Annotated in this window: 17 protein-coding genes; 11 read left to right on the forward strand and 6 right to left on the reverse strand. The window is 68.6% G+C overall.

The window, feature by feature from the left end:
- Position 1 precedes the first annotated feature (1 nt).
- Positions 2–517: a hypothetical protein gene (locus AC30PD_RS04485; RefSeq protein ID WP_489534439.1), complete on the reverse strand. Its 516-nt coding sequence runs from the start codon at positions 515–517 to the stop codon at positions 2–4.
- 72 nt (positions 518–589) lie between these two features.
- Positions 590–1,492 (reverse strand): LysR substrate-binding domain-containing protein, encoded by a 903-nt coding sequence (locus AC30PD_RS04490; protein ID WP_489534440.1) that lies wholly within the window; start codon positions 1,490–1,492, stop codon positions 590–592.
- A 121-nt stretch (positions 1,493–1,613) separates the two neighbouring features.
- Between AC30PD_RS04490 and AC30PD_RS04495 the strand changes: the two genes are divergently transcribed.
- The 7 genes from AC30PD_RS04495 to AC30PD_RS04525 are packed head-to-tail and all read left to right on the forward strand — an operon-like array spanning position 1,614 to position 9,234.
- Positions 1,614–2,363, forward strand: a complete 750-nt coding sequence (locus tag AC30PD_RS04495; RefSeq protein WP_489534441.1) for an SDR family NAD(P)-dependent oxidoreductase — start codon at positions 1,614–1,616, stop codon at positions 2,361–2,363.
- Positions 2,364–2,399: 36 nt separating this feature from the next.
- Positions 2,400–3,389, forward strand: a complete 990-nt coding sequence (locus AC30PD_RS04500; RefSeq protein ID WP_489534442.1) for a TRAP transporter substrate-binding protein — start codon at positions 2,400–2,402, stop codon at positions 3,387–3,389.
- A 60-nt stretch (positions 3,390–3,449) separates the two neighbouring features.
- The gene (locus AC30PD_RS04505) at positions 3,450–3,977 is read left to right on the forward strand and encodes a TRAP transporter small permease (RefSeq protein WP_489534443.1); all 528 of its coding nucleotides are present in this window, start codon (positions 3,450–3,452) and stop codon (positions 3,975–3,977) included.
- Between the two features lie 25 nt (positions 3,978–4,002).
- Entirely contained in the window at positions 4,003–5,262 is a 1,260-nt protein-coding gene (locus AC30PD_RS04510; protein WP_489534444.1) for a TRAP transporter large permease, read from the forward strand.
- A gap of 40 nt (positions 5,263–5,302) precedes the next feature.
- A complete protein-coding gene (locus AC30PD_RS04515; protein WP_489534445.1) occupies positions 5,303–6,172 on the forward strand; it encodes a transketolase in 870 nt (289 codons plus the stop codon).
- A complete protein-coding gene (locus AC30PD_RS04520; protein ID WP_489534446.1) occupies positions 6,169–7,179 on the forward strand; it encodes a transketolase family protein in 1,011 nt (336 codons plus the stop codon). Before AC30PD_RS04515 ends, AC30PD_RS04520 begins: the two co-directional genes overlap by 4 nt.
- Positions 7,180–7,212: 33 nt before the next feature.
- The gene (locus tag AC30PD_RS04525) at positions 7,213–9,234 is read left to right on the forward strand and encodes a transketolase family protein (RefSeq protein ID WP_489534447.1); all 2,022 of its coding nucleotides are present in this window, start codon (positions 7,213–7,215) and stop codon (positions 9,232–9,234) included.
- A gap of 6 nt (positions 9,235–9,240) precedes the next feature.
- On the opposite strand, the gene AC30PD_RS04530 is transcribed toward AC30PD_RS04525, so the two are convergent.
- Positions 9,241–10,257 carry a catalase family peroxidase gene (locus AC30PD_RS04530; protein WP_489534448.1) on the reverse strand — a complete coding sequence of 339 codons (1,017 nt, stop codon included), beginning with the start codon at positions 10,255–10,257 and terminating at the stop codon, positions 9,241–9,243.
- A 68-nt stretch (positions 10,258–10,325) separates the two neighbouring features.
- Positions 10,326–11,237: a LysR family transcriptional regulator gene (locus tag AC30PD_RS04535; protein WP_489534449.1), complete on the reverse strand. Its 912-nt coding sequence runs from the start codon at positions 11,235–11,237 to the stop codon at positions 10,326–10,328.
- 63 nt (positions 11,238–11,300) lie between these two features.
- On the opposite strand from AC30PD_RS04535, the gene AC30PD_RS04540 reads away from it, so the two are divergent.
- The 3 genes from AC30PD_RS04540 to AC30PD_RS04550 all read left to right on the forward strand — a co-directional run bounded on the left by AC30PD_RS04540 (position 11,301) and on the right by AC30PD_RS04550 (position 14,906).
- Positions 11,301–12,164, forward strand: a complete 864-nt coding sequence (locus AC30PD_RS04540) for a class I SAM-dependent methyltransferase (RefSeq protein ID WP_489534450.1) — start codon at positions 11,301–11,303, stop codon at positions 12,162–12,164.
- A 7-nt stretch (positions 12,165–12,171) separates the two neighbouring features.
- Positions 12,172–13,179 (forward strand): tripartite tricarboxylate transporter substrate-binding protein, encoded by a 1,008-nt coding sequence (locus AC30PD_RS04545; protein ID WP_489534451.1) that lies wholly within the window; start codon positions 12,172–12,174, stop codon positions 13,177–13,179.
- A 71-nt stretch (positions 13,180–13,250) separates the two neighbouring features.
- Positions 13,251–14,906, forward strand: a complete 1,656-nt coding sequence (locus AC30PD_RS04550) for an immunoglobulin domain-containing protein (protein WP_489534452.1) — start codon at positions 13,251–13,253, stop codon at positions 14,904–14,906.
- Between the two features lie 15 nt (positions 14,907–14,921).
- Here the strand turns inward: AC30PD_RS04550 and glmS are convergent, their stop codons facing one another.
- Positions 14,922–16,805: a glutamine--fructose-6-phosphate transaminase (isomerizing) gene (glmS, locus tag AC30PD_RS04555; protein ID WP_489534453.1), complete on the reverse strand. Its 1,884-nt coding sequence runs from the start codon at positions 16,803–16,805 to the stop codon at positions 14,922–14,924.
- Positions 16,806–16,944: 139 nt separating this feature from the next.
- On the opposite strand from glmS, the gene AC30PD_RS04560 reads away from it, so the two are divergent.
- On the forward strand, positions 16,945–17,433 hold the full coding sequence (locus tag AC30PD_RS04560; RefSeq protein ID WP_489534454.1) for an Lrp/AsnC family transcriptional regulator: 489 nt from the start codon (positions 16,945–16,947) through the stop codon (positions 17,431–17,433).
- Here AC30PD_RS04560 and AC30PD_RS04565 read toward each other — a convergent pair.
- Positions 17,420–18,613, reverse strand: coding sequence for a class I SAM-dependent rRNA methyltransferase (locus AC30PD_RS04565; protein WP_489534455.1), 1,194 nt, complete (start codon positions 18,611–18,613; stop codon positions 17,420–17,422). The two genes, AC30PD_RS04560 and AC30PD_RS04565, sit on opposite strands and share 14 nt — an antisense overlap.
- Positions 18,614–18,616 lie beyond the last annotated feature (3 nt).

Genomic DNA, 18,616 nt, shown 5'->3' on the forward strand with positions numbered 1-18,616 from the left:
GTCAGAGTTCGCCGCGCGCGTACTTTTCTTCGAAGCTGCGTTTGGCGCGGATGTACGCGTTGGCGCAGTCCATCGTGTTCGCGTCGTTGCAGACCGCGGGCTTGCGGTAGAACTTTTCCCAGGCCTTGGCCTTGCGGTCGACGGCCTCGGCCTCCAGGCGCCGCGCCTCTTCGTCGGCCTGCTGCTGCGCGGTGATGGTCTGCGCACGTTGTGCGCTCTGCTGCTGGCTCAGGCTCTTGCGTGATGCCTCGCGTTCTTCAGCTTCGGCCTGCAGCTTCTTCGCTTCGTTCTGCGACTGCTGGAGCATGTTGGGCTGGCTCTGCAGCCTGGCCTCGGCCGCGGCCTCGGAGCGCGAATGGACGATCCAGCCGAGCCCCGCGAAGGCCAGCGTGGCCGCTGCCACCAGGCCGAGCGCGATGCGCAGCGGCGTGAAGCGCGGCGGCCTGTCGGCCGCGCGCGCGCGCCGGGCCTTGGCCTTCTGTTCTTTCTTGTACCACTCGCGGTCTTCGAAACCCATGCTGCACCATCGCCTCGAGAGGCGCCGCAGTTCAGATGGATCGATCGTACACGCGCATCGGCAGGTTCACGGTCATCGGCCCGGCAGCTGTGCCGTGCGCGCCGCTTCGGCGTGAATCCACGCCAGAAAGGCGTCGACCGGCGGGCGCTTGCCGTGGCGCGCGGGGTAGACCACGAAGTGCGCTTTCACGCGCACCGACTTTTCGTAGCCGAAGATCGGCCGCAGCGTGCCTTCGTGCAGATGCCGGCCGGCGATCGTGGCGCTTTCGAGTGCCACGCCCAGGCCGAGGATCGCGGCGTCCATCGCCATTTGCGCGCGGTCGAAGCGCAGGCTGAAGCGCTCCGGTGGCCGCTTGTCGGAGAACTCGCCGAACCAGTCGTTCCACTGCACCACGTTCACGTTGCTCTGGATCAGCGGTGCATCGAGCAGCTGCTCGACGCGCTTGAGCCGGTGCGCGCGGATGAAGGCCGGGCTCGCGAGCGGCAGGATGCGTTCTTCGAACAGCGGCTCGACCACCAGGTCGGGCCAGCGCGGCACACCGTAGCGGATGTCGAGGTCGGCCTGGCCGAGCGCGAAGTCGCTGTGGATGTGCGCGGCAGACAGGTTCAGCGCGATCGCCGGGTTGGCCTGCGCGAAGGCCGGCAGCCGCGGCATCAGCCACAGCGTGGCGATGCTCGGCGAGCTGTGCACGTACAGGCTGTTGGCCACGCCCTGCTTCACGTCGTCGGTGGCCGCGCCGATGGCGGTGAGCGCGCCCGAGACGCGCGACAGGTACTGCTCGCCCGCCGCGCTCAAGCGCACACCGTGCGCGCTGCGTTCGAGCAGGCGCACACCCAGCTGCGATTCGAGCCGGGCCACCTGGTGGCTGATGGCCGACGCGGTGACGTGCAGTTCGGTGGCGGCCAGCGCGAAGCTGCGGCGCCGCGCCACGGCCTCGAAAGCCTGCAGGCTGGCGGTGGGAGGCAGAGCGGACATGGGGGCAACCCGGTCGTTAGATGAAGCTTTGTCATCTTAGGCTGAAAACTCTTCGCTTGTCGTCAACCAAACATTTCCAGAAGATGCTGCCACTCGCTCAACAAACTCTGGAGACCCCCACATGCTGCTCAAGGACAAGGTCGCGGTGATCACCGGCGGCGCCGGCCTCAACGGCCTCGGCTTCGCCACCGCCAAGCAGATGGCCGCCTATGGCGCCCGCGTCGTCATCCTCGACCTGGCCCGCGCCGAACCGGCCGCGGCCGCCGCCCGCCTGGGCGAGGGCCACCTCGGCCTGGTGGCCGACGTGACCGACAAGGCTTCGTGCGACGCCGCCGTGGCGCAGATCCGCAAGACGCTGGGCCGCATCGACGTGCTCGTCAACAACGCCGGCATCACGCAGCCGCGCAAGACGCTCGACATCACCGGCGCCGACTACGACGCGGTGCTCGACGTGAGCCTGCGTGGCACGCTGTACGCATCGCAGGCCGTGCTGCCGACGATGCAGCAGCAGAAGTCGGGCGCGATCGTCTGCATCTCGTCGGTCAGCGCGCAACGCGGCGGCGGCATCCTCGGCGGGCCGCACTACTCGGCCGCCAAGGCCGGCGTGCTCGGCCTGGCCCGCGCCATGGCGCGTGAATACGGCATCGACAACATCCGCGTCAACTGCGTGACGCCTGGCCTGATCGCGACCGACATCAACAAGGGCCTGATCCCCGAAGACCGCATGAAGGGCATTCTCGAAGGCATTCCGCTGAACCGCATCGGCGAGCCGAACGACGTGGCCGGCTGCGTCGTCTTCCTCGCCAGCGACCTGGCCAAGTACCTGACCGGCGTGACGCTCGACGTCAACGGCGGCATGTTGATCCACTGACCCGCCTTTCACATAACCAGAACCAGGAGACAAGCCATGCAACGCCACACATTCATCCGCGGCACCGTCGCCCTCGCCGCCGGCACCTTGCTCGCACTCGCCGCCCAGGCCCAGACCGTGAAGCTCACGCTCGGCCACGGCGCCGCGCCGGGCAACCCGCGCCACGAAGCGGCCGTGAAGTTCGCCGATGTGCTCAAGGCCAAGACCAACGGCCGCATCGAGGTGCAGGTGGCGCCTTCGGCGCAACTCGGCGACGACGCCGCGATGCTGACCGCGCTGCGCACCGGCGCGCTCGACATGTCGGCCAACTCGCAGGGCGCGGTGGCCAACGCGGTGCCCGAGTACGCCGCCTTCGGCATGCCCTTCCTGTTTGCCAACCTGCCGCAGGCCTGGAAGGTGCTCGACGGCCCGCTCGGCAAGGAGCTCGCCGAACGCAGCGCCGAGAAGGGCATGGTCGTGCTGGGTTACTGGGACAACGGCGTGCGCCACATGAGCAACAGCAAGAAGCCGCTGCTCAAGCCCGAAGACCTGAAGGGCCTGAAGATGCGCACCCCGCCCGACGCGGTCACCGTCGACATCATGCAGGCGCTCGGCGCCGAAGCGCAGCAGATCAAGTTCGCCGAGCTCTACGTGGCCTTGCAGCAGGGTGTGGTCGACGGGCAGGAGAACCCGCTGATGAACATCCACGCCAGCAAGCTCTACGAAGTGCAGAAGTTCATCTCGCTGACCGGCCACAAGTACGAGATGACGCCGTTCCTGATGAGCAAGCGCAGCTGGGACAAGCTCTCCGAAGCCGACCGCAAGGCGGTGCAGGAAGCCGCCGCCGAAGCCACCGCGATGCAGCGCAAGCTGTCGCAGGAGTCCGACGAGAAGCTCGTGGCCGACCTGAAGGCGAAGGGCGTGCGCGTCGACACGGTCGACAAGGCCGCATTCGAGAAGGGCACCGCCTCGGTCGACGACAAGTGGATGGCCGGCCCGATCGGCCCCTACGTCAAGAAGGTGATCGCCGCCGCGCGCGCCAAGTAAACCCGGCCGAAGGCGGTGCGCCAGCGGCGCCACCGCCCCGCGCCACCGGAGGAGACCTCCATGCAAGCCGACAAACCCGGCGTGGTCGACCACGCCATCGCCCTCGTGTGCAAGACCGTGCTCTGGGTGACGACCACTGTGATCTTCGTGATCCTGTGCGCCAACACCGCTCTGCGTTACGCGACCGGCTCGAGCCTGCAGTGGGCCAACGAGGTGCCGGAGCTGCTGTTCCCCTGGCTCGTGATGTGCGGCGTGGTGCTCGCGGCGCAGCAGGGCGCGCACATCGCCACCACGTTCCTGATGGATTCGCTGCCGCCGCGTGTGCAGCGTGTCGTCGCGGTGGTGAGCTGGCTCGTCGTGGCCGGGCTGTACGCGACGCTGGCATTCGCGACGCTGCGCATGCTGGAGATCGTGCACGACGAGAAGAGCCCGATCCTGCAACTGCCCGGCTCCATCACCTACGGCTGCGTGATGGTCGGCATGGTGCTGCTGGCGGTGCTGGCGCTGCAGTCGGCCTGGCGCACCTGGCGCGCAGCGCCGGTCGTACCCGTCGAAGGCGACCCCCAGGTGCCGGTGGCGCACTGGTGATCACGCGGCACACCCAGGAGACACCATGAGTGCATTGATCCTCGTCGTTTTCATGTTCGCCGCGGTCATCGCGATGCCGATCGCGCACGCGCTGCTGGTGGCGGCCATGGCCGCTGCGGCGGCTTCCGACAAGGTGCCGCTCGACCTGCTGGTGCAACAGATGGTCGCGCAGGTGCAGAGCTTTCCGCTGATCGCCATTCCGTTCTTCATGCTGACCGGCTCGCTGATGATGGGCGGCAAGCTCGGCGAAGCGCTGGTCGGCGTGCTCTCGGCGCTGATCGGGCGCTTTCATGGCGGCCCGGCGCAGGTGGGCGTGCTCTCGTCCACGCTGTTCGGCGGTGTGTCGGGTTCGGCGGTGGCCGACGCTTCGGCGATCGGCTCGCTGATGATCCCCTGGCACAAGCGCCTCGGTTACCCGGCCGCGTTCTCGGCCGCCACGCTCGCGGCCGCGGCCACGATCGACATCCTGATCCCGCCGTCGATCCCGATGATCCTGTTCGCGCTGAGCTCGAACGCGTCGATCGCATCGCTGTTCGTCGCTGGCGTGCTGCCGGGCCTGGTGATGTGTGCCGGCTTCATGTTCGCGTGCTGGTGGGTCGGGCGCCGCCGCAACTTCCCGCGTGACACCTCGCGTTTCGACGGTGCGGCTTTCCGCCGCCACATGGCCTACGCGGCGCCGGCGATCCTGCTGCCGGTACTGATCATCATCTTCCTGCGCTTCGGCATCGCCACGCCCACCGAAGTGGCCGTGCTGTCGACGCTCTATGCCGGCGTGGTGTCGGTGCTGATCTACCGTGACCTGGGCTGGCGCCGCCTGAACGACGCCGTGGTGCAGGCAGGCCTGGCCACCGGTGTGGTGCTGCTCGTGATCATGGCGTCGGCCGCGATCGGCTGGCTGCTCACCTTCGACCAGATGCCGCAGGGCATCGCGGCCTGGGTGCAGGCCAACGTGCATGCCAAGTGGCTGGTGATCCTGATGATGAACCTGCTGATGCTGTTCCTCGGCATGTTCATCGACCTGCCCGCGGCCGTGCTGCTGCTCACGCCGGTGTTCGTGCCGCTCGCCAACAGCATCGGCATGGACATGACGCAGCTCGGAATCATGATGGTCGTGAACCTCGCGATCGGCCTGTACACGCCCCCGGTCGGCACCACGCTGTTCATCACGAGCGCGCTGGCCAAGGTGAAAGTGGGCCAGACGGTGCGCGAGCTGGGGCCGTTCTATCTGGTCGCGTTCGGTGTGCTTGCCCTCGTCTCCTACGTGCCCGCGAGCATTCTGAAGTGAACCCCGAACCGAATTCGTTCCCGCTGAAAGGACAGACTCCATGACATCGACTGCCGATGCAAGACTGCCGGCGCTGGCTCAGGCCGCCCACCGCATCCGCCGCTACGCGCTGCGCATGGGCGAAGTGCAAGGCCAGGGCTACATCGGCCAGGCGCTCGGCTGGGCCGACGTGCTGGCGGTGGCCTACTGCCACGCCATGAAGCTGCGCCCCGCCGAGCCGGAGTGGGAGGGCCGCGACCGCTTCCTGCTCTCGCACGGTCACTACGCGATTGCGCACTACGCGGCGCTGATCGAAGCCGGCGTGATCCCCGAGAGCGAGCTCGAAACCTACGGCAGCGACGACAGCCGCCTCCCGATGTCGGGCATGGCCACCTACACGCCGGGCATGGAAATCTCAGGCGGCTCGCTCGGCCAGGGGCTCATCATCGGCGTGGGCATCGCGCTCGCGCTCAAACTCAAGGGCAACCCGGCCTTCGTCTACAACTCGATGTCCGACGGCGAGCTCGACGAGGGCTCCACATGGGAAGCGGCGATGGCTGCGCCGCATCACAAGCTCGACAACCTGATCTGCCTCGTCGACGTGAACAACCAGCAGGCCGACGGCCCCTCGGGCAAGGTGCTGGGCTTCGAGCCGCTCGCTGACAAGTGGGCCGCGTTCGGCTGGCACGTGCAGCGTGTCGACGGCAACAACCTGCCCGCCGTGCTGGCCGCGTTCGACGCCGCGCGCGCGCTGGCCGAGCCGAAGCCGCGCGTGATCCTGTTCGACACGCTGATGGGCAAGGGCGTGCCCTTCCTCGAGCAGCGCGAGAAGAACCACTTCATCCGCGTCGACCCGCCCGAATGGCAAGAGGCCCTCGGCATCGTCGACGCGAACGCCCCGACCGCCAAGAACGAAGGAGCGCTGGCATGAACACGCCCGTTGCAGAGAAGAAGCCCAAGCTCACCACCTCGGCGATGATCGCCTCGATCGCCTCCGAAGGGCAGCGCGTGAAGGCGGCGCCGTTCGGCAAGGCGCTGGTCGAGTACGCGGCCACCCGCCCCGAAGTCGTGGGCCTCACGGCCGACCTGGCCAAGTACACCGACCTGCACTTGTTCGCGCAGGCCTACCCCGAGCGCTTTTTCCAGATGGGCATGGCCGAGCAGCTGTTGATGGGTGCGGCCGGCGGCATGGCCAAAGAGGGCATGGTGCCCTTCGCCACCACCTACGCGGTGTTCGGCACGCGCCGCGCCTACGACTTCATCCATCAGGTGATCGCCGAAGAGAACCTGAACGTCAAGATCTGCTGCGCCCTGCCCGGCCTGACCACCGGCTACGGACCGAGCCACCAGGCCACCGAAGACCTGGCGATGATGCGCGGCATTCCGGGCCTGACCATCGTCGACCCCTGCGACGCGCTCGACATCGAGCAGGCCGTGCCGCAGATCGCGGCGCACAAGGGCCCGGTCTACATGCGCCTGCTGCGTGGCGGTGTGCCGATGGTGCTCGACGAGATCGAGGGCTACCGCTTCGAGCTGGGCAAGGCCAAGCTGCTGCGCGAAGGCGCCGAAGTGCTGGTCATCTCGAGCGGCATCATGACGATGCGCGCGCTCGAAGTGGCGGCCGACCTGGCGACCGACAAGGTCGGCGTGGCGGTCTTGCACTGCCCCACGATCAAGCCGCTCGACGAAGCCGCGATCGTCGAGGCCGTGCGCTACAAGCACCGGCTCGTCGTCGTGGCCGAGAACCATTCCGTGATCGGCGGCTTGGGCGAGGCCGTGGCGAGCACGCTGCTGCGCCACCGTGTGCAACCGGCCGGCTTTCAGCTCGCCGGCCTGCCCGACGCCTTTCTCGATGCCGGCGCGCTGCCGACCTTGCACGACCGTTACGGCATCAGCCGCGAGACGCTCGGCGCACGCATCAAGTCGTGGCTGGGCTGACGGCCCGCCGCATCTGCCCGCCGGAGTGAAACCATGCCCGAACCCACCCCGTCACCGCTCGCCAACGCGATCCGCTTTCTCGCCATCGACGCCATCGTGCGGGCCGGTGAAGGCCACCAGGGCGTGCCGCTCGGCATGGCCGAGATCGCCACCGCGCTCTACACGCGGCACCTGAAGTTCGACGCCGCCGACCCGGCCTGGCCCGACCGCGACCGCGTGGTGCTGTCGAACGGCCACGGCTCGATGCTGCTCTACGCGCTGCTGCATTTGAGTGGCTACGAACACTTCGGCATCGAGCAGATCAGCACATTCCGCGACTTCGGCTCGCGCTGCGAAGGCCACCCCGAGATCGACATCGCTTCGGGCATCGAGGTCACCACCGGCCCGCTCGGCCAGGGCATCGCCAACGCCTTCGGCATGGCGGTGGCCGAAGCGTTTCTCAACGCACGCTTCGGGCCCGGCATCGTCGACCACCGCACCTGGGCCTTCGTCGGCGACGGTTGCCTGCAGGAAGGCATCGGCCAGGAAATGATCTCGCTCGCCGGCCACCTGCGCCTGGGCAAGCTCACGCTGCTGTGGGACGACAACCGCATCACCGACGACGGCACGACCGACCTGTCGATCAGCGAAGACGTGGCCGAGCGCTTCAGAGTGGCCGGCTGGCACGTGGTGGCCGTGGACGGCCACGACCTCGAAGCGGTGTCGGCCGCGATCGCGGCGGCCAAGGCCGACCCGCGGCCTTCGCTGCTCGCGTGCCGCACCGTCATCGCACGCGGCATCGCGCGGCTGCAAGGCCAGCGTGGCGGCCACAGCGGCAAGCTCTTGCCCGAAGACGCGGCCGCAGCGCGCGCACTGCTCGGCTGGTCGCACGCACCGTTCGAGGTGCCCGCCGACGTGCTCGCGCCGTGGCGCGAAGCCGGCCGGCGCCACCGCGGCGAGCGCGCCGACTGGGCGCGGCGCGTCGCCGCCCTGCCCGCCGCGGCGCGGGCCGAGTTCGAACGCATCGTTTCCGGTGAGTTGCCGGAAGGCTGGCGCGAGGTGCTGACGAAATACAAGTGCGGTGCCGCACAGCGTGAACCGCTGGCGAGCGGCATCTTCATCTCCGCCGAGATCAACGATGCGCTGGTCGACCTGATGCCGGAGCGTGTGGTCGCGTGTGCCGACCTCGAAGCACCCACGAACCACAAACGCCGTCTCACCGCCTTCACCGCCGAAGACCGCAGCGGCGCCTACGTTCACTGCGGTGTGCGCGAGCACGTGATGGGCGGCATGGTCAACGGCATGGCGGCGCACGGCGGCGTGGTGCCGCTGGCGGTCACCTACCTCGCGTTCTCGGACTACGAACGCCCGGCCATGCGCATGGCCGCGTTGATGAAACTGCCGGTCAAGTTCGTCTTCAGCCACGACTCGATCGGCATCGGCCGCAACGGGCCCACGCACCAGCCGGTGGAGATCCTCGCTTCGCTGCGCGCGATGCCCAACATGCTGGTGCTGCGCCCCGCCGACGCGGTGGAAGCGGCCGAGTGCTGGGAGGTCGCGCTCGAACACCGCAGCGGCCCGTCGACGCTGGTCTTCGCGCGCCAGGCGCTGCCGCACGTGCGGCGCGACCCGGGCGCCACCAATCTGTCGAGGCGCGGGGCCTATGTGCTGGCCGAGGCCGAAGGCGGTGCGCGCCAGGTCACGTTGCTTGCCACCGGCTCCGAGGTCGTGCTCGCACTCGCTGCGCGCGATCAGCTCCAGCGCGCCGGCACGCCGACCGCGGTGGTCTCGATGCCGAGCTGGGAGCTGTTCGGTGCGCAAGACACGGCCTACCGCGCCAGCGTGCTCGGCCCGGTGGGCTCGGTGCGCGTGGGCTGCGAGGCCGCACTGCGTTTCGGCTGGGACCGCTGGCTGGGCGACCGCGGCGGCTTCGTCGGCATGACCGGCTTCGGCGCCTCGGGGCCGGCAGAAACGCTGTACCGGCACTTCGGGATCACGGCCGACGCGATCGTGGGCGAGGCGCAGCGCTTGCTGGCCGAAGCCGGCGCCCCGCGCCTGGCCAGCACCGGGCCGTGACGCCGCTTACTGCTGCTTCGCGCCTTCCGTCAAACGGCGCCCCAGCCCCACGCCATACGGCGCAGCCCGGGCCACGATCATCGGGTCGGCCGACGGCTCCACCCCCTTGGGCAGCACCATCGGGTTGTAGGTGATCGTCAGGCACGGGCCGCCGGCGTCTTCAGCGACCGAGGTGATCTTCAGCAGGCCCAGGTTGACCTTCTTGCGGCCTTCGGGCAGCGGCACGGTGGCGCTGTCGATCTTGTCGCCGGCCTGGGCGAGTTCCAGGTTGAAGTTGAAAGCGACCTTGCCGTCCTTCACCCGCTGGCGCAACTCGTCGAACAGGAAGACCGGGCCCTTGGCCTTGGCTTCGTCGTCGCTCAGGCTCTGCACGCCGCCCACGGGCTCGAAGATCCACTTGCCGAACTGCTTGTTGCCAGCGGCGTTGACGAAGCCGAAGGCGTGCACGCCCCAATAGTTGACCGCGCCGAAACTGGCCGGCACAGGCTGCGAGGCGTAGTACTTGCCCTGCAGCAGCACTTCGGGGTTGGCGTCGGCAAAGGCCTTGACCTTGGCGGCGTCGGGCATCTTGGTCGCCGGGTCGGGCTGCAATGAGGCCAGGCGGCCGTAGAACTGCTGCGGCGTCGACGCGCCGAACACCGGCGCAGAGATGTTGCCCATCTGCCAGAGCTCGCCATCAGGCAGGTTGAACTGCAGCGCCAGGTTGCGTTGCGACTTGGCGTTGTCAGGCGCTTTCGGGTTGGCGCCGCCCACCGAGAAGCGCACCACCACCGGGACCGGCTTGCCACTGAAGGCCGAGGTGGTGGACAAGGCGCGTGCGTCTGCCGTGCCCACGAATTCGCCGACCGCGCAAACGCCCTTGGCGCCGGAGCGCCGGAAGCCCTCGAACTTGCCGAAGGTGGCTTCGAACTGGTTCAGAAAGGCGCTTGGGTCGACCGGCGCGTCTGCTGGCGATTGCGCCCAGGCGTTCAAAGTCGAAACGGCGATGGCCGCGAACACGGCGGGAGAAGTCAGCTTTGTCATCGTCTTTGCTCCTGGGGTTGAAGGGTCGACCGCGTAGTCGCGCGCGGGCGGGCAACCTTACAGCCAGCTCAGCCGGTGATGATCGGGCGCAGCGTGTCGATCTCGTCCACGATGAAATCGAAGAATGCGGCCACGCGCGGCGTGTGCCGCAACTCCGCCGTCGTCAGCATGCGCCAGATGCGTGAGAGTTCGGCGACCGGCTCGATCACGCGAACGAGATCGGGTTCGGCGTCGCCGAGCGCGATCGGCAACGGAGCCACGCCGACGCCCGCCTTGGCGGAATAGACCAGACCCAGAACGCTGCTGCTGCGCGCGGCCAGCTCCACGCCCGGTGCGACCTTGCGCAGCCACGCGGCGATGCGGTGCTTGGCCATGGTGTCGTCGAAGCCGACGAGCGCATGGCTCGCCAGGTCTTCGACGCGCTGCGGCCGCCCGTGGCGCTCGATGTAGTTCGTGCTGGCGTAGACCGCCCAGACCGAATCGCCGATCTTGCGGCCGACGAGCTCGCCGTCGTCGGTGTCGCCGGAGCGCAGGGCCACGTCGGCTTCACCCTTGGCGAGGTCGACGTACTTGTCGCTCATCACGAAATGCACCTGCAGCGCCGGGTGGCGCTCGCTGAAGCGCTGCAGCAGCGTGGACTGCGTGATCCGGTAGACGATGGGCTCCGGGCAGGTCACGCGGATCACGCCCGACACATCGGCCGCGGCCGTGGCGAGTTGCAGCTTGAACGCCGCCACCGCTTCTTCGACACGCTGCGCATGCGGCAGCAGCGCGAGCCCGAACGCCGTGAGCCGGTAGCCGCTCGGCTGCCGCTGCACCAGCGCCTGGCCGAAACGGCGCTCCAGTTCGGCCAGCCGCCTCTGCACGGTGGACTGGTCCATGCCGAGCGCGCGCCCCGCCGCCAGCGTGCTGCCATGGTGTGCCACGGCCAGCAGGTGCTTGAGGTCGTCCCAGTCGAAGTCTTGCGGGGTATGCGCCATTGCGGCCCCGATTCTGCAGCTTTGCGGGTTACGCCGATGCATGGCGGCGCCTACGCTGCAGGCATGAACACATCCGAAGAAGATACACAGGCCTTCAAGGCCGCAGCGCGCGACCACTGGAACGCCGCGGCCGGCGGCTGGGACGCGCATTCGCCCGCCATCCGCGCCTGGTTGCGCAGCGCCACCGACGCGATGATCGCGATGGCCGGTGTGGCACCGGGCTCACGGGTGCTCGACGTGGCGGCCGGGGCCGGTGACCAGGCACTCGACCTGGCGGAGCGCGTCGGCCCGGCCGGCGCTGTCGTGGCGACCGATCTGGCTCCGGCCATCGTGGCTTTCGCCCAAGACCGCGCGCGGCGCGCCGGCTTCACGCAGGTGCAGTGCCGCGTGGCAGATGGCGAAGACCTGGGCGTGGAAGAAGCTTCGTTCGACGCGGCGGTGTGTCGGCTCGGCCTGATGCTGTTCCCGAACCCCCTGCAGGGCCTGCGCGAAATGCACCGCGCGCTGCGGCCCGGCGGCGGCGTGTGCACCGTGGTGTTCTCGGTGCCGCAGAAGAACCCGTGCGTGTCGATCCTGATGGCCACGGCGCTGCGCCACGCCGGGTTGCCAGCGCGCGACCCGTTCGCGCCCGGCAGCCTGTTCAGCCTCGGGCAGCCGCGTCGCATCGACGAGCTGTTTCGGGCGGCGGGCTTCTGCGATGTCGGCACGACGGCGGTGGACGCGGTCTTCCGCATGCCGTCGGTCGAGCACTACCTGAGCTTCGTGCGCAGTTCGGCCAGCCCGATCCTGCAGATCCTCGCCAGCCTCGGCGAACAGGGCGCCCGGGCCGCGTGGGACGACATCAAGGAGCAACTCGACGCCTTCACCACGCCCACGGGCTGGGAAGGCCCCAACGAACTGCTGATCACGGCGGCGCGCCGCCCCTGAGGACACCATGAGCACTCTTGAACACTCGACACCACGCCGCCAGTTCTTGCGCGCCGGCGCACTGGCGTTCGCCCCGATGGCGGCCTGGATGCCCGGGCGCAGCGCACAGGCAGCAACCCACGCGGCGATGCGCATTCTCTGCAGCGGGCCGGCCGGCAGCATCCCGGACCTGGTGGCGCGCGCCGTGGGCGAGCAACTGTCTGCCGGAGCGGGCCAGCCGACGCTGATCGACAACCGCCCGGGCGCGGCGGGCCAGCTCAGTGTCGGAGCGCTGAAATCCGCACCCGCCGACGGCTCGACACTGTTGCTGGCACAGGGCGCGATCGCCACCGTCTACCCGTATCTCTACGCCAAGCTCGCCTACGACCCGGCCGTGGACCTGCAGCCGGTGTCGCTGGCCAGCGAGATGGCGCTCGCGCTGGCGGTGGGGCCCGGCGTGCCCGCCAACGTGACGACGCTCGCCGAGTTCATCGAATGGATTCGCCGCAACCCGGCGCTGGCGAACGTGGGCTCGCCCGGCACCGGCACGCTGCCGCACCTGCTGGAAGCGATGCTGTTCCACGAAGCGGGTGCCTCATGGCAGCACATCGCCTACTCGGGCGGCCCCCCTGCCGTGACCGCATTGCTCGGTGGGCAGATCGCTGCGCTGGTGCTGCCCGAAGGCCTGCTCCGGCAACACCATGCCACACGGCGCCTGCGCGTGCTCGCCACCTCGGGGCCGACACGCAGCACCTATCTGCCCGACGTGCCTTCGTTCGTGGAACAGGGCCACCCGAAGCTCGTTGTCACCGAATGGTTCGCGTTCTTCGCGCCGGGCGGCAGTTCGAAAGAAGCGGTCGCGAACCAGGCGCTCGTGCTGCAAGAGGCGATGGCGCGGCCGGCGCTGGTGGCCACGTTTGCACAGGCCGGCATGAGCGCCGTGGCGTCGACGCCGGCCTCGCTCGCAGCGCGCATCGCGGTGGAGCAGCGCTATTGGCAGCCGGTGATTCATGCGCTGGGCATTCGCGCCGACTGACATCACCCGCCGCGGCGTCACGCCGTGCTGACGGTGAGCCTCCACCGCCCTCGGGCATTCAAGGAATGATCATGAAATTCGTGTCCCTCTTTTCGTCGTTCACGCTCTCGGCCGGGCTGGCTTTTCTTGCCGCTTGTGGTGGGGGTGGTGGGGGCGGCACGGCCGCCGTGCCGCCCACCATCACACTGCAGCCCGCGTCGGTGAGCGTGACGGCGGGCGCGCCCGCCAGCTTTTCGGTCACGGCCACCGGCGATGCGCCCCTGGCCTACCAATGGAAGCGTGACGGCGTGCCGATCGCCGGGGCGGTTGCCGCGGCCTACACGCTGACAGCGACTGCCCTGGGCGACAACGGCGCGCGGTTCGCAGTCGAGGTGAGCAACCCAGCCGGCACGCTGAGCAGCGCGGCGGCGACGCTGACCGTCGTTGCGGCGGCCAGGTCGTGGGCGCCAGCCACCCTGCTCAGCAGCGGCAACGTGCTGCGCGCGGCCATCGGCCCGCAGGTGTCGATCGACGCCGCCGGCCACGCGATCAGCGTGTGGCAGGAAAGCCTGGGCTTGTCGTTGCGCAACGGCGTCTGGGTCAGCCGCTTCGTGGCCGGCAGCGGCTGGAGCACGGCCACGACCATCGACGACACGGTCGGCAGCAGCACGCCGCCGCAACTTGCCATGACGCCAGGCGGCGTGGCCGTGGCCAGCTTCATCCAGAGCACGTCGAACAATGGTGGTGGCATGCGCATGCTGGCTCGCCGTTTCGATGGCGCGGCCTGGGGCGTGATCGACAGGGTCGACGTGCTCGACGCGGTGATCGACATCGACCAGCGCGTGGCCATCGCACCCGACGGCGCTGCGACCCTGGCCTTCAACCAGTCCGACAACGTGGCCGGGCGCCGCGCCACGGTGGCGAGTGCCTCTGCCACGGGCGTGTGGGCCTTGCCTGAGGTGATCGGGGCCGTGGGATCGTATTCGCCGCAGGTGGCCGTGGCTGCAAACGGCGACGCCGTGATGGTCTGGCTGGTCAGCGAGACCGGCAGGAACAGTTCGTTGTGGGCGAGCCGCAAGCTCGGCGGGGCGCTCTGGTCTGCACCGGTGCGCGTCGTCACGAGCGGGCGCGACATGGGGTCACCGCGCTTGCGTGTGGATGCGGCCGGCAACGCCTTCGCCGTGTGGTTCGAGCGGCCGGCGGCGCGCAACGAGGTTCATGTCGCCCGGCTCAGCGCCAGCAGCGGAACCTGGGGCGCACCGGCCAGGCTCAACGACGGCGGGGCCCAGGCCTACGAGCCCGAGCTGGCGATGACCGGCGCAGGCGATGCGATCGTGGTGTGGACCGAAGCCAGCGACTCCGGGCAGGCCGCCGGCCTCGGTGCGAGCCGATACCTGGCCGCCACGGCGGCCTGGAGCAGCGAGACGCGCTTTCAGCCGGCCGGCGCCCCTGCCGGTGTTTCGCCCCACATCGGTGTGGATGGCGCCGGCAACGCCATCGCCGTCTGGCTGCAGGGCGCCACTGGCGACGCCACCCGACTGGAACTCTGGGCCGCAGCCTTCGACGCGCAGGCCGCGCGCTGGGCCTTGCCGACCAAGCTGATGACAGACCCCACCGCCTACACCGAAGGCGGCGAATCGCTGGCACCGCGGGTCACGGTCAATGCCGGCGGCGATGCCGTGGTCGTCTGGGTTCAACGAAGCGCCACCGCGCCGACAGGCAGTGTCTGGGCCCGGGTGTACCGATAGGCGGCCGGGCTCAGGTCATTCGACGGTCACGCTCTTCGCCAGGTTTCTCGGCTTGTCCACATCCGTCCCGCGCGCACAGGCCGTGTGATACGCCAGCAGTTGCAGCGGCACCACGTGCAGGATCGGCGACAGCGCGCCGTAGTGTTCGGGCATGCGGATCACGTGCACGCCGGTGCCCGACTCGATGCGGGTGTCGGCGTCGGCGAACACGAACAGTTCGCCGCCGCGGGCACGCACTTCCTGCAGGTTGCTCTTCAGCTTTTCGAGCAGCGCGTCGTTCGGCGCCACGGTGACGACCGGCATCTCGGCCGTCACCAATGCGAGCGGGCCGTGCTTGAGCTCGCCGGCCGGGTAGGCCTCGGCGTGGATGTAGCTGATCTCTTTCAGCTTGAGCGCGCCTTCGAGCGCGATCGGGTAGTGCAGGCCGCGGCCGAGGAAGAGCGCGTTTTCCTTGCGTGCGAATTCTTCAGCCCAGGCGATCACCTGCGGTTCGAGCGCCAGCACCGCCTGCACCGCCACCGGCAGATGGCGCAGCGCTTTGAGGTGCTCGGCTTCCTGCGCGTCGCTCAAATGGCCACGCACTTGCGCGAGCGAGAGCGTCAGCAGGAACAGGCCGACCAGCTGGGTGCTGAAGGCCTTGGTCGACGCCACGCCGATCTCGACGCCGGCGCGAGTGATGTACGAGAGCTTGCACTCGCGCACCATCGCACTGGTGGCCACGTTGCACACGGTGAGCGTGTGTTGCATGCCGAGCGAGCGAGCGTGTTTCACGGCGGCCAGGGTGTCGGCCGTCTCACCGCTCTGCGTGATGGTGACGACCAGCGTGCGCGGGTTCGGCACGCTGTCGCGGTAGCGGTATTCGCTGGCCACTTCCACGCTCGTCGGAATCTTCGCGATGCTTTCGAGCCAGTATTTCGCCACCGAGCCGCTGTAATAGCTGGTGCCGCAGGCCAGGATCAACACCGAGTCGACTTCCTTGAACACGCCGAACGCACCGTCGCCGAAGAGTTCGGGCGTGATGCCGGGCACGGCGTCGAGCGTGTCGGCGATCGCCTTGGGCTGCTCGAAGATCTCTTTCTGCATGTAGTGGCGGTAGGGGCCGAGCTCGGCCGCGCCGCTGTGGGCGTGCACGGTGCGCACCTCGCGCTGCACGGCCTTGTAGCTGCCGTCGGCGTTGCGGTGCGTGACCCAGTGTTTGCCGAGCTGGATGTCGACCACGTCGCCTTCTTCGAGGTAGACGATCTGGTCGGTCACGCCGGCCAGCGCCATCGCGTCCGAGGCCAGGAAGTTCTCGCCTTCGCCCACGCCCATGATCAGCGGCGAGCCTTCGCGCGCACCGATCACCCGCTGCGGCTCGTCACGGCAGAACACGGCGATGGCGTAGGCGCCACGCAGGCGCAGCGTGGCGCGCTGCACGGCGTCGAACAGGTCACCGTCGTAGAGGTGGTCGACGAGGTGCGCGATGACCTCGGTGTCGGTCTGGCTGTTGAACACGTAGCCGCGTGCGCTGAGTTCGGCGCGCAGCTCGTCGTGGTTCTCGATGATGCCGTTGTGCACGAGCGCGATGCGACCGACCTGGGTGGTGCCGCCGCTCACCGCCACCTGCGCATCAGACACGCCGGGCCCGCGGCTGAAGTGCGGGTGCGCGTTGTGCACCACCGGCGCGCCGTGGGTGGCCCAGCGGGTGTGGGCGATGCCGGTGCCGCCATTCACTTCATCGCGGGCCACCTCGGCGTCGAGCTCGGCCACACGCGAGGTGCTGCGAGCGCGGCGCAGCTCGCCACCCTGGTGTACGGCCACGCCGCAGGAGTCATAACCGCGGTATTCCAGGCGCTTCAGGCCTTCGATGAGGATCGGAACGATGTTGCGGTTGCTGACGGCGCCGACGATTCCACACATGACAGTTTCCTTGGGGTTCTGGACAGGAAGCGAATCCTAGAGATCCGGTCGAGAACTTAGTGTGCAAACTTGGCGCTTTCAAGAAATAATCGTTCACGACTTGTTGAATGAGAAATTTTCAACCGAAAATGTAGTCACCATGGAATTATCAATCGACCTCGACGCCACTGATCTGCGCATCCTCGACCAGCTGCAGCGAGATGCCTCGTTGTCGAACCAGGATCTGGCGGCCGCGATCCACACCTCGCCGGCCACCTGCCTGCGGCGCGTGAAACGGCTGGTCGACAGCGGCGTGATCGAGCGGCGTGTGGCGATCCTCTCGGCGCAGAAGCTCGGCGCCGGCCTGAGCGCATTCGCTGAAGTGAGCCTCGACAAGCAGGGCGCCGAACACATCGCGGCCTTCGAGGCGCGCGCCGTGGCCGAGCCCGGCGTGCAGCAGTGCCACCGCGTGTCGTCGGGCCCCGACCTGATGTTGCTGCTGCAGGTGGAAGACATGGCGGCGTATCACGCGCTGGTGCAGCGCCTGTTCACGCAAGACGCCAACGTGCGCAACGTGAAGACCTTCTTCAGCGTTCACCGGGCCAAGTTCGACCCGGCGATCCGCCTGCCGCCGATCACTGCCGGATGACGACCAGGCCCTTGAGGTACTCGCCTTCGGGAAAGGTCACCGTCATCGGGTGGTCGGGCGCTGCGGCCAGGCGCGCGTAGAACTGGCCGTCGATGCCGGCGTCGAGCCCGGCCCCGGCCACGATCTTGTGGAACAGGTCGGCACCGATGCCGCCCGAGCACGAGAACGTGAACAGCAGGCCGCCCGGCTCCAGCAGCTTGAACGCGAGGCGGTTGATGTCCTTGTAGGCACGCGCGGCGCGTTCGGCGTGCGCGGCGGTGGGCGCGAACTTGGGCGGGTCGAGCACGATCGCGTCGAAGCGGCGGCCTTCTTCGAGCATGGTGCGCAAGGTCTTGTTCACATCGGCGTCGAGCGTGGTGTGGCGGGCGGGGTCGACGCCTTGCGTGCCGAAATTCATCACCACGTGCTCGTGCGCGTGGGCCAGTGCGGGTGCCGACGAATCGACGCTCGTCACCTCTTGCGCACCGCCCGCGAACGCGGCCACGCTGAAGCCGCCGGTGTAGCTGTAGCAGTTGAGCACACGCTTCAAATGGAAGTGGCGCACCGTGTCGGCGAAGAGCTTGCGGTTGTCGCGCTGGTCGAGGTAGTAGCCGGTCTTGTGGCCTTCGGCCACGTCGACCTTCAGGCGCCAGCCGTGTTCGTTGATGGTCACTTCGGTGGCGCCTTCACCGCGCAGCCAGCCGGTCTGGTTCTCCAGCCCTTCGAGCGCACGCACGTTCGAGTCGCTGCGTTCGTACAGGCGCGTGAGGCCGGTCGCCTTCAACAACAAGTCTGAAATCGTCGACTTCCAGCGCTCGACACCGACCGACAGGAACTGCGCGCTCAGCGTGTCGGCATAACAGTCGACGATCAGGCCCGGCAGGCCATCGGCTTCACCATGAATGAGGCGAACGCCGTCACTCGCGACGGCCAGGCGCGCACGCAACGCCACGGCACGGTTGATGCGCCGCTCGAAAAAGGCGGTGTCGATGCGCTCGGTCTCGGTGAAGCTCCAGGCGCGCAGCCGGATCTTCGAGCCCGGGCTGTACGAGGCCCAGGCCACGAAGCTGCCGTCGGCCGCCTGCACGCGCACGGTTTCGCCCGGGTCGGCCTTGCCACTGGCGATGCTGCCCTCGAAAACCCAGGGGTGGCGGCGTTGCAGCGAGCGTTCCTTGCCGTCGCGCAGGGTGATGGTTTTCATGTG

This window comes from Rhizobacter sp., assembly GCF_032229685.1.
GTDB lineage: Bacteria > Pseudomonadota > Gammaproteobacteria > Burkholderiales > Burkholderiaceae_C > LMDS01.

Coding starts and splice junctions, on each gene's coding strand:
- AC30PD_RS04485 (WP_489534439.1), bottom strand. CDS start 517: ATGGGTTTCGAAGACCGCGAGTGGTACAAGAAAGAACAGAAGGCCAAG.
- AC30PD_RS04490 (WP_489534440.1), bottom strand. CDS start 1,492: ATGTCCGCTCTGCCTCCCACCGCCAGCCTGCAGGCTTTCGAGGCCGTG.
- AC30PD_RS04495 (WP_489534441.1), top strand. CDS start 1,614: ATGCTGCTCAAGGACAAGGTCGCGGTGATCACCGGCGGCGCCGGCCTC.
- AC30PD_RS04500 (WP_489534442.1), top strand. CDS start 2,400: ATGCAACGCCACACATTCATCCGCGGCACCGTCGCCCTCGCCGCCGGC.
- AC30PD_RS04505 (WP_489534443.1), top strand. CDS start 3,450: ATGCAAGCCGACAAACCCGGCGTGGTCGACCACGCCATCGCCCTCGTG.
- AC30PD_RS04510 (WP_489534444.1), top strand. CDS start 4,003: ATGAGTGCATTGATCCTCGTCGTTTTCATGTTCGCCGCGGTCATCGCG.
- AC30PD_RS04515 (WP_489534445.1), top strand. CDS start 5,303: ATGACATCGACTGCCGATGCAAGACTGCCGGCGCTGGCTCAGGCCGCC.
- AC30PD_RS04520 (WP_489534446.1), top strand. CDS start 6,169: ATGAACACGCCCGTTGCAGAGAAGAAGCCCAAGCTCACCACCTCGGCG.
- AC30PD_RS04525 (WP_489534447.1), top strand. CDS start 7,213: ATGCCCGAACCCACCCCGTCACCGCTCGCCAACGCGATCCGCTTTCTC.
- AC30PD_RS04530 (WP_489534448.1), bottom strand. CDS start 10,257: ATGACAAAGCTGACTTCTCCCGCCGTGTTCGCGGCCATCGCCGTTTCG.
- AC30PD_RS04535 (WP_489534449.1), bottom strand. CDS start 11,237: ATGGCGCATACCCCGCAAGACTTCGACTGGGACGACCTCAAGCACCTG.
- AC30PD_RS04540 (WP_489534450.1), top strand. CDS start 11,301: ATGAACACATCCGAAGAAGATACACAGGCCTTCAAGGCCGCAGCGCGC.
- AC30PD_RS04545 (WP_489534451.1), top strand. CDS start 12,172: ATGAGCACTCTTGAACACTCGACACCACGCCGCCAGTTCTTGCGCGCC.
- AC30PD_RS04550 (WP_489534452.1), top strand. CDS start 13,251: ATGAAATTCGTGTCCCTCTTTTCGTCGTTCACGCTCTCGGCCGGGCTG.
- glmS (WP_489534453.1), bottom strand. CDS start 16,805: ATGTGTGGAATCGTCGGCGCCGTCAGCAACCGCAACATCGTTCCGATC.
- AC30PD_RS04560 (WP_489534454.1), top strand. CDS start 16,945: ATGGAATTATCAATCGACCTCGACGCCACTGATCTGCGCATCCTCGAC.
- AC30PD_RS04565 (WP_489534455.1), bottom strand. CDS start 18,613: ATGAAAACCATCACCCTGCGCGACGGCAAGGAACGCTCGCTGCAACGC.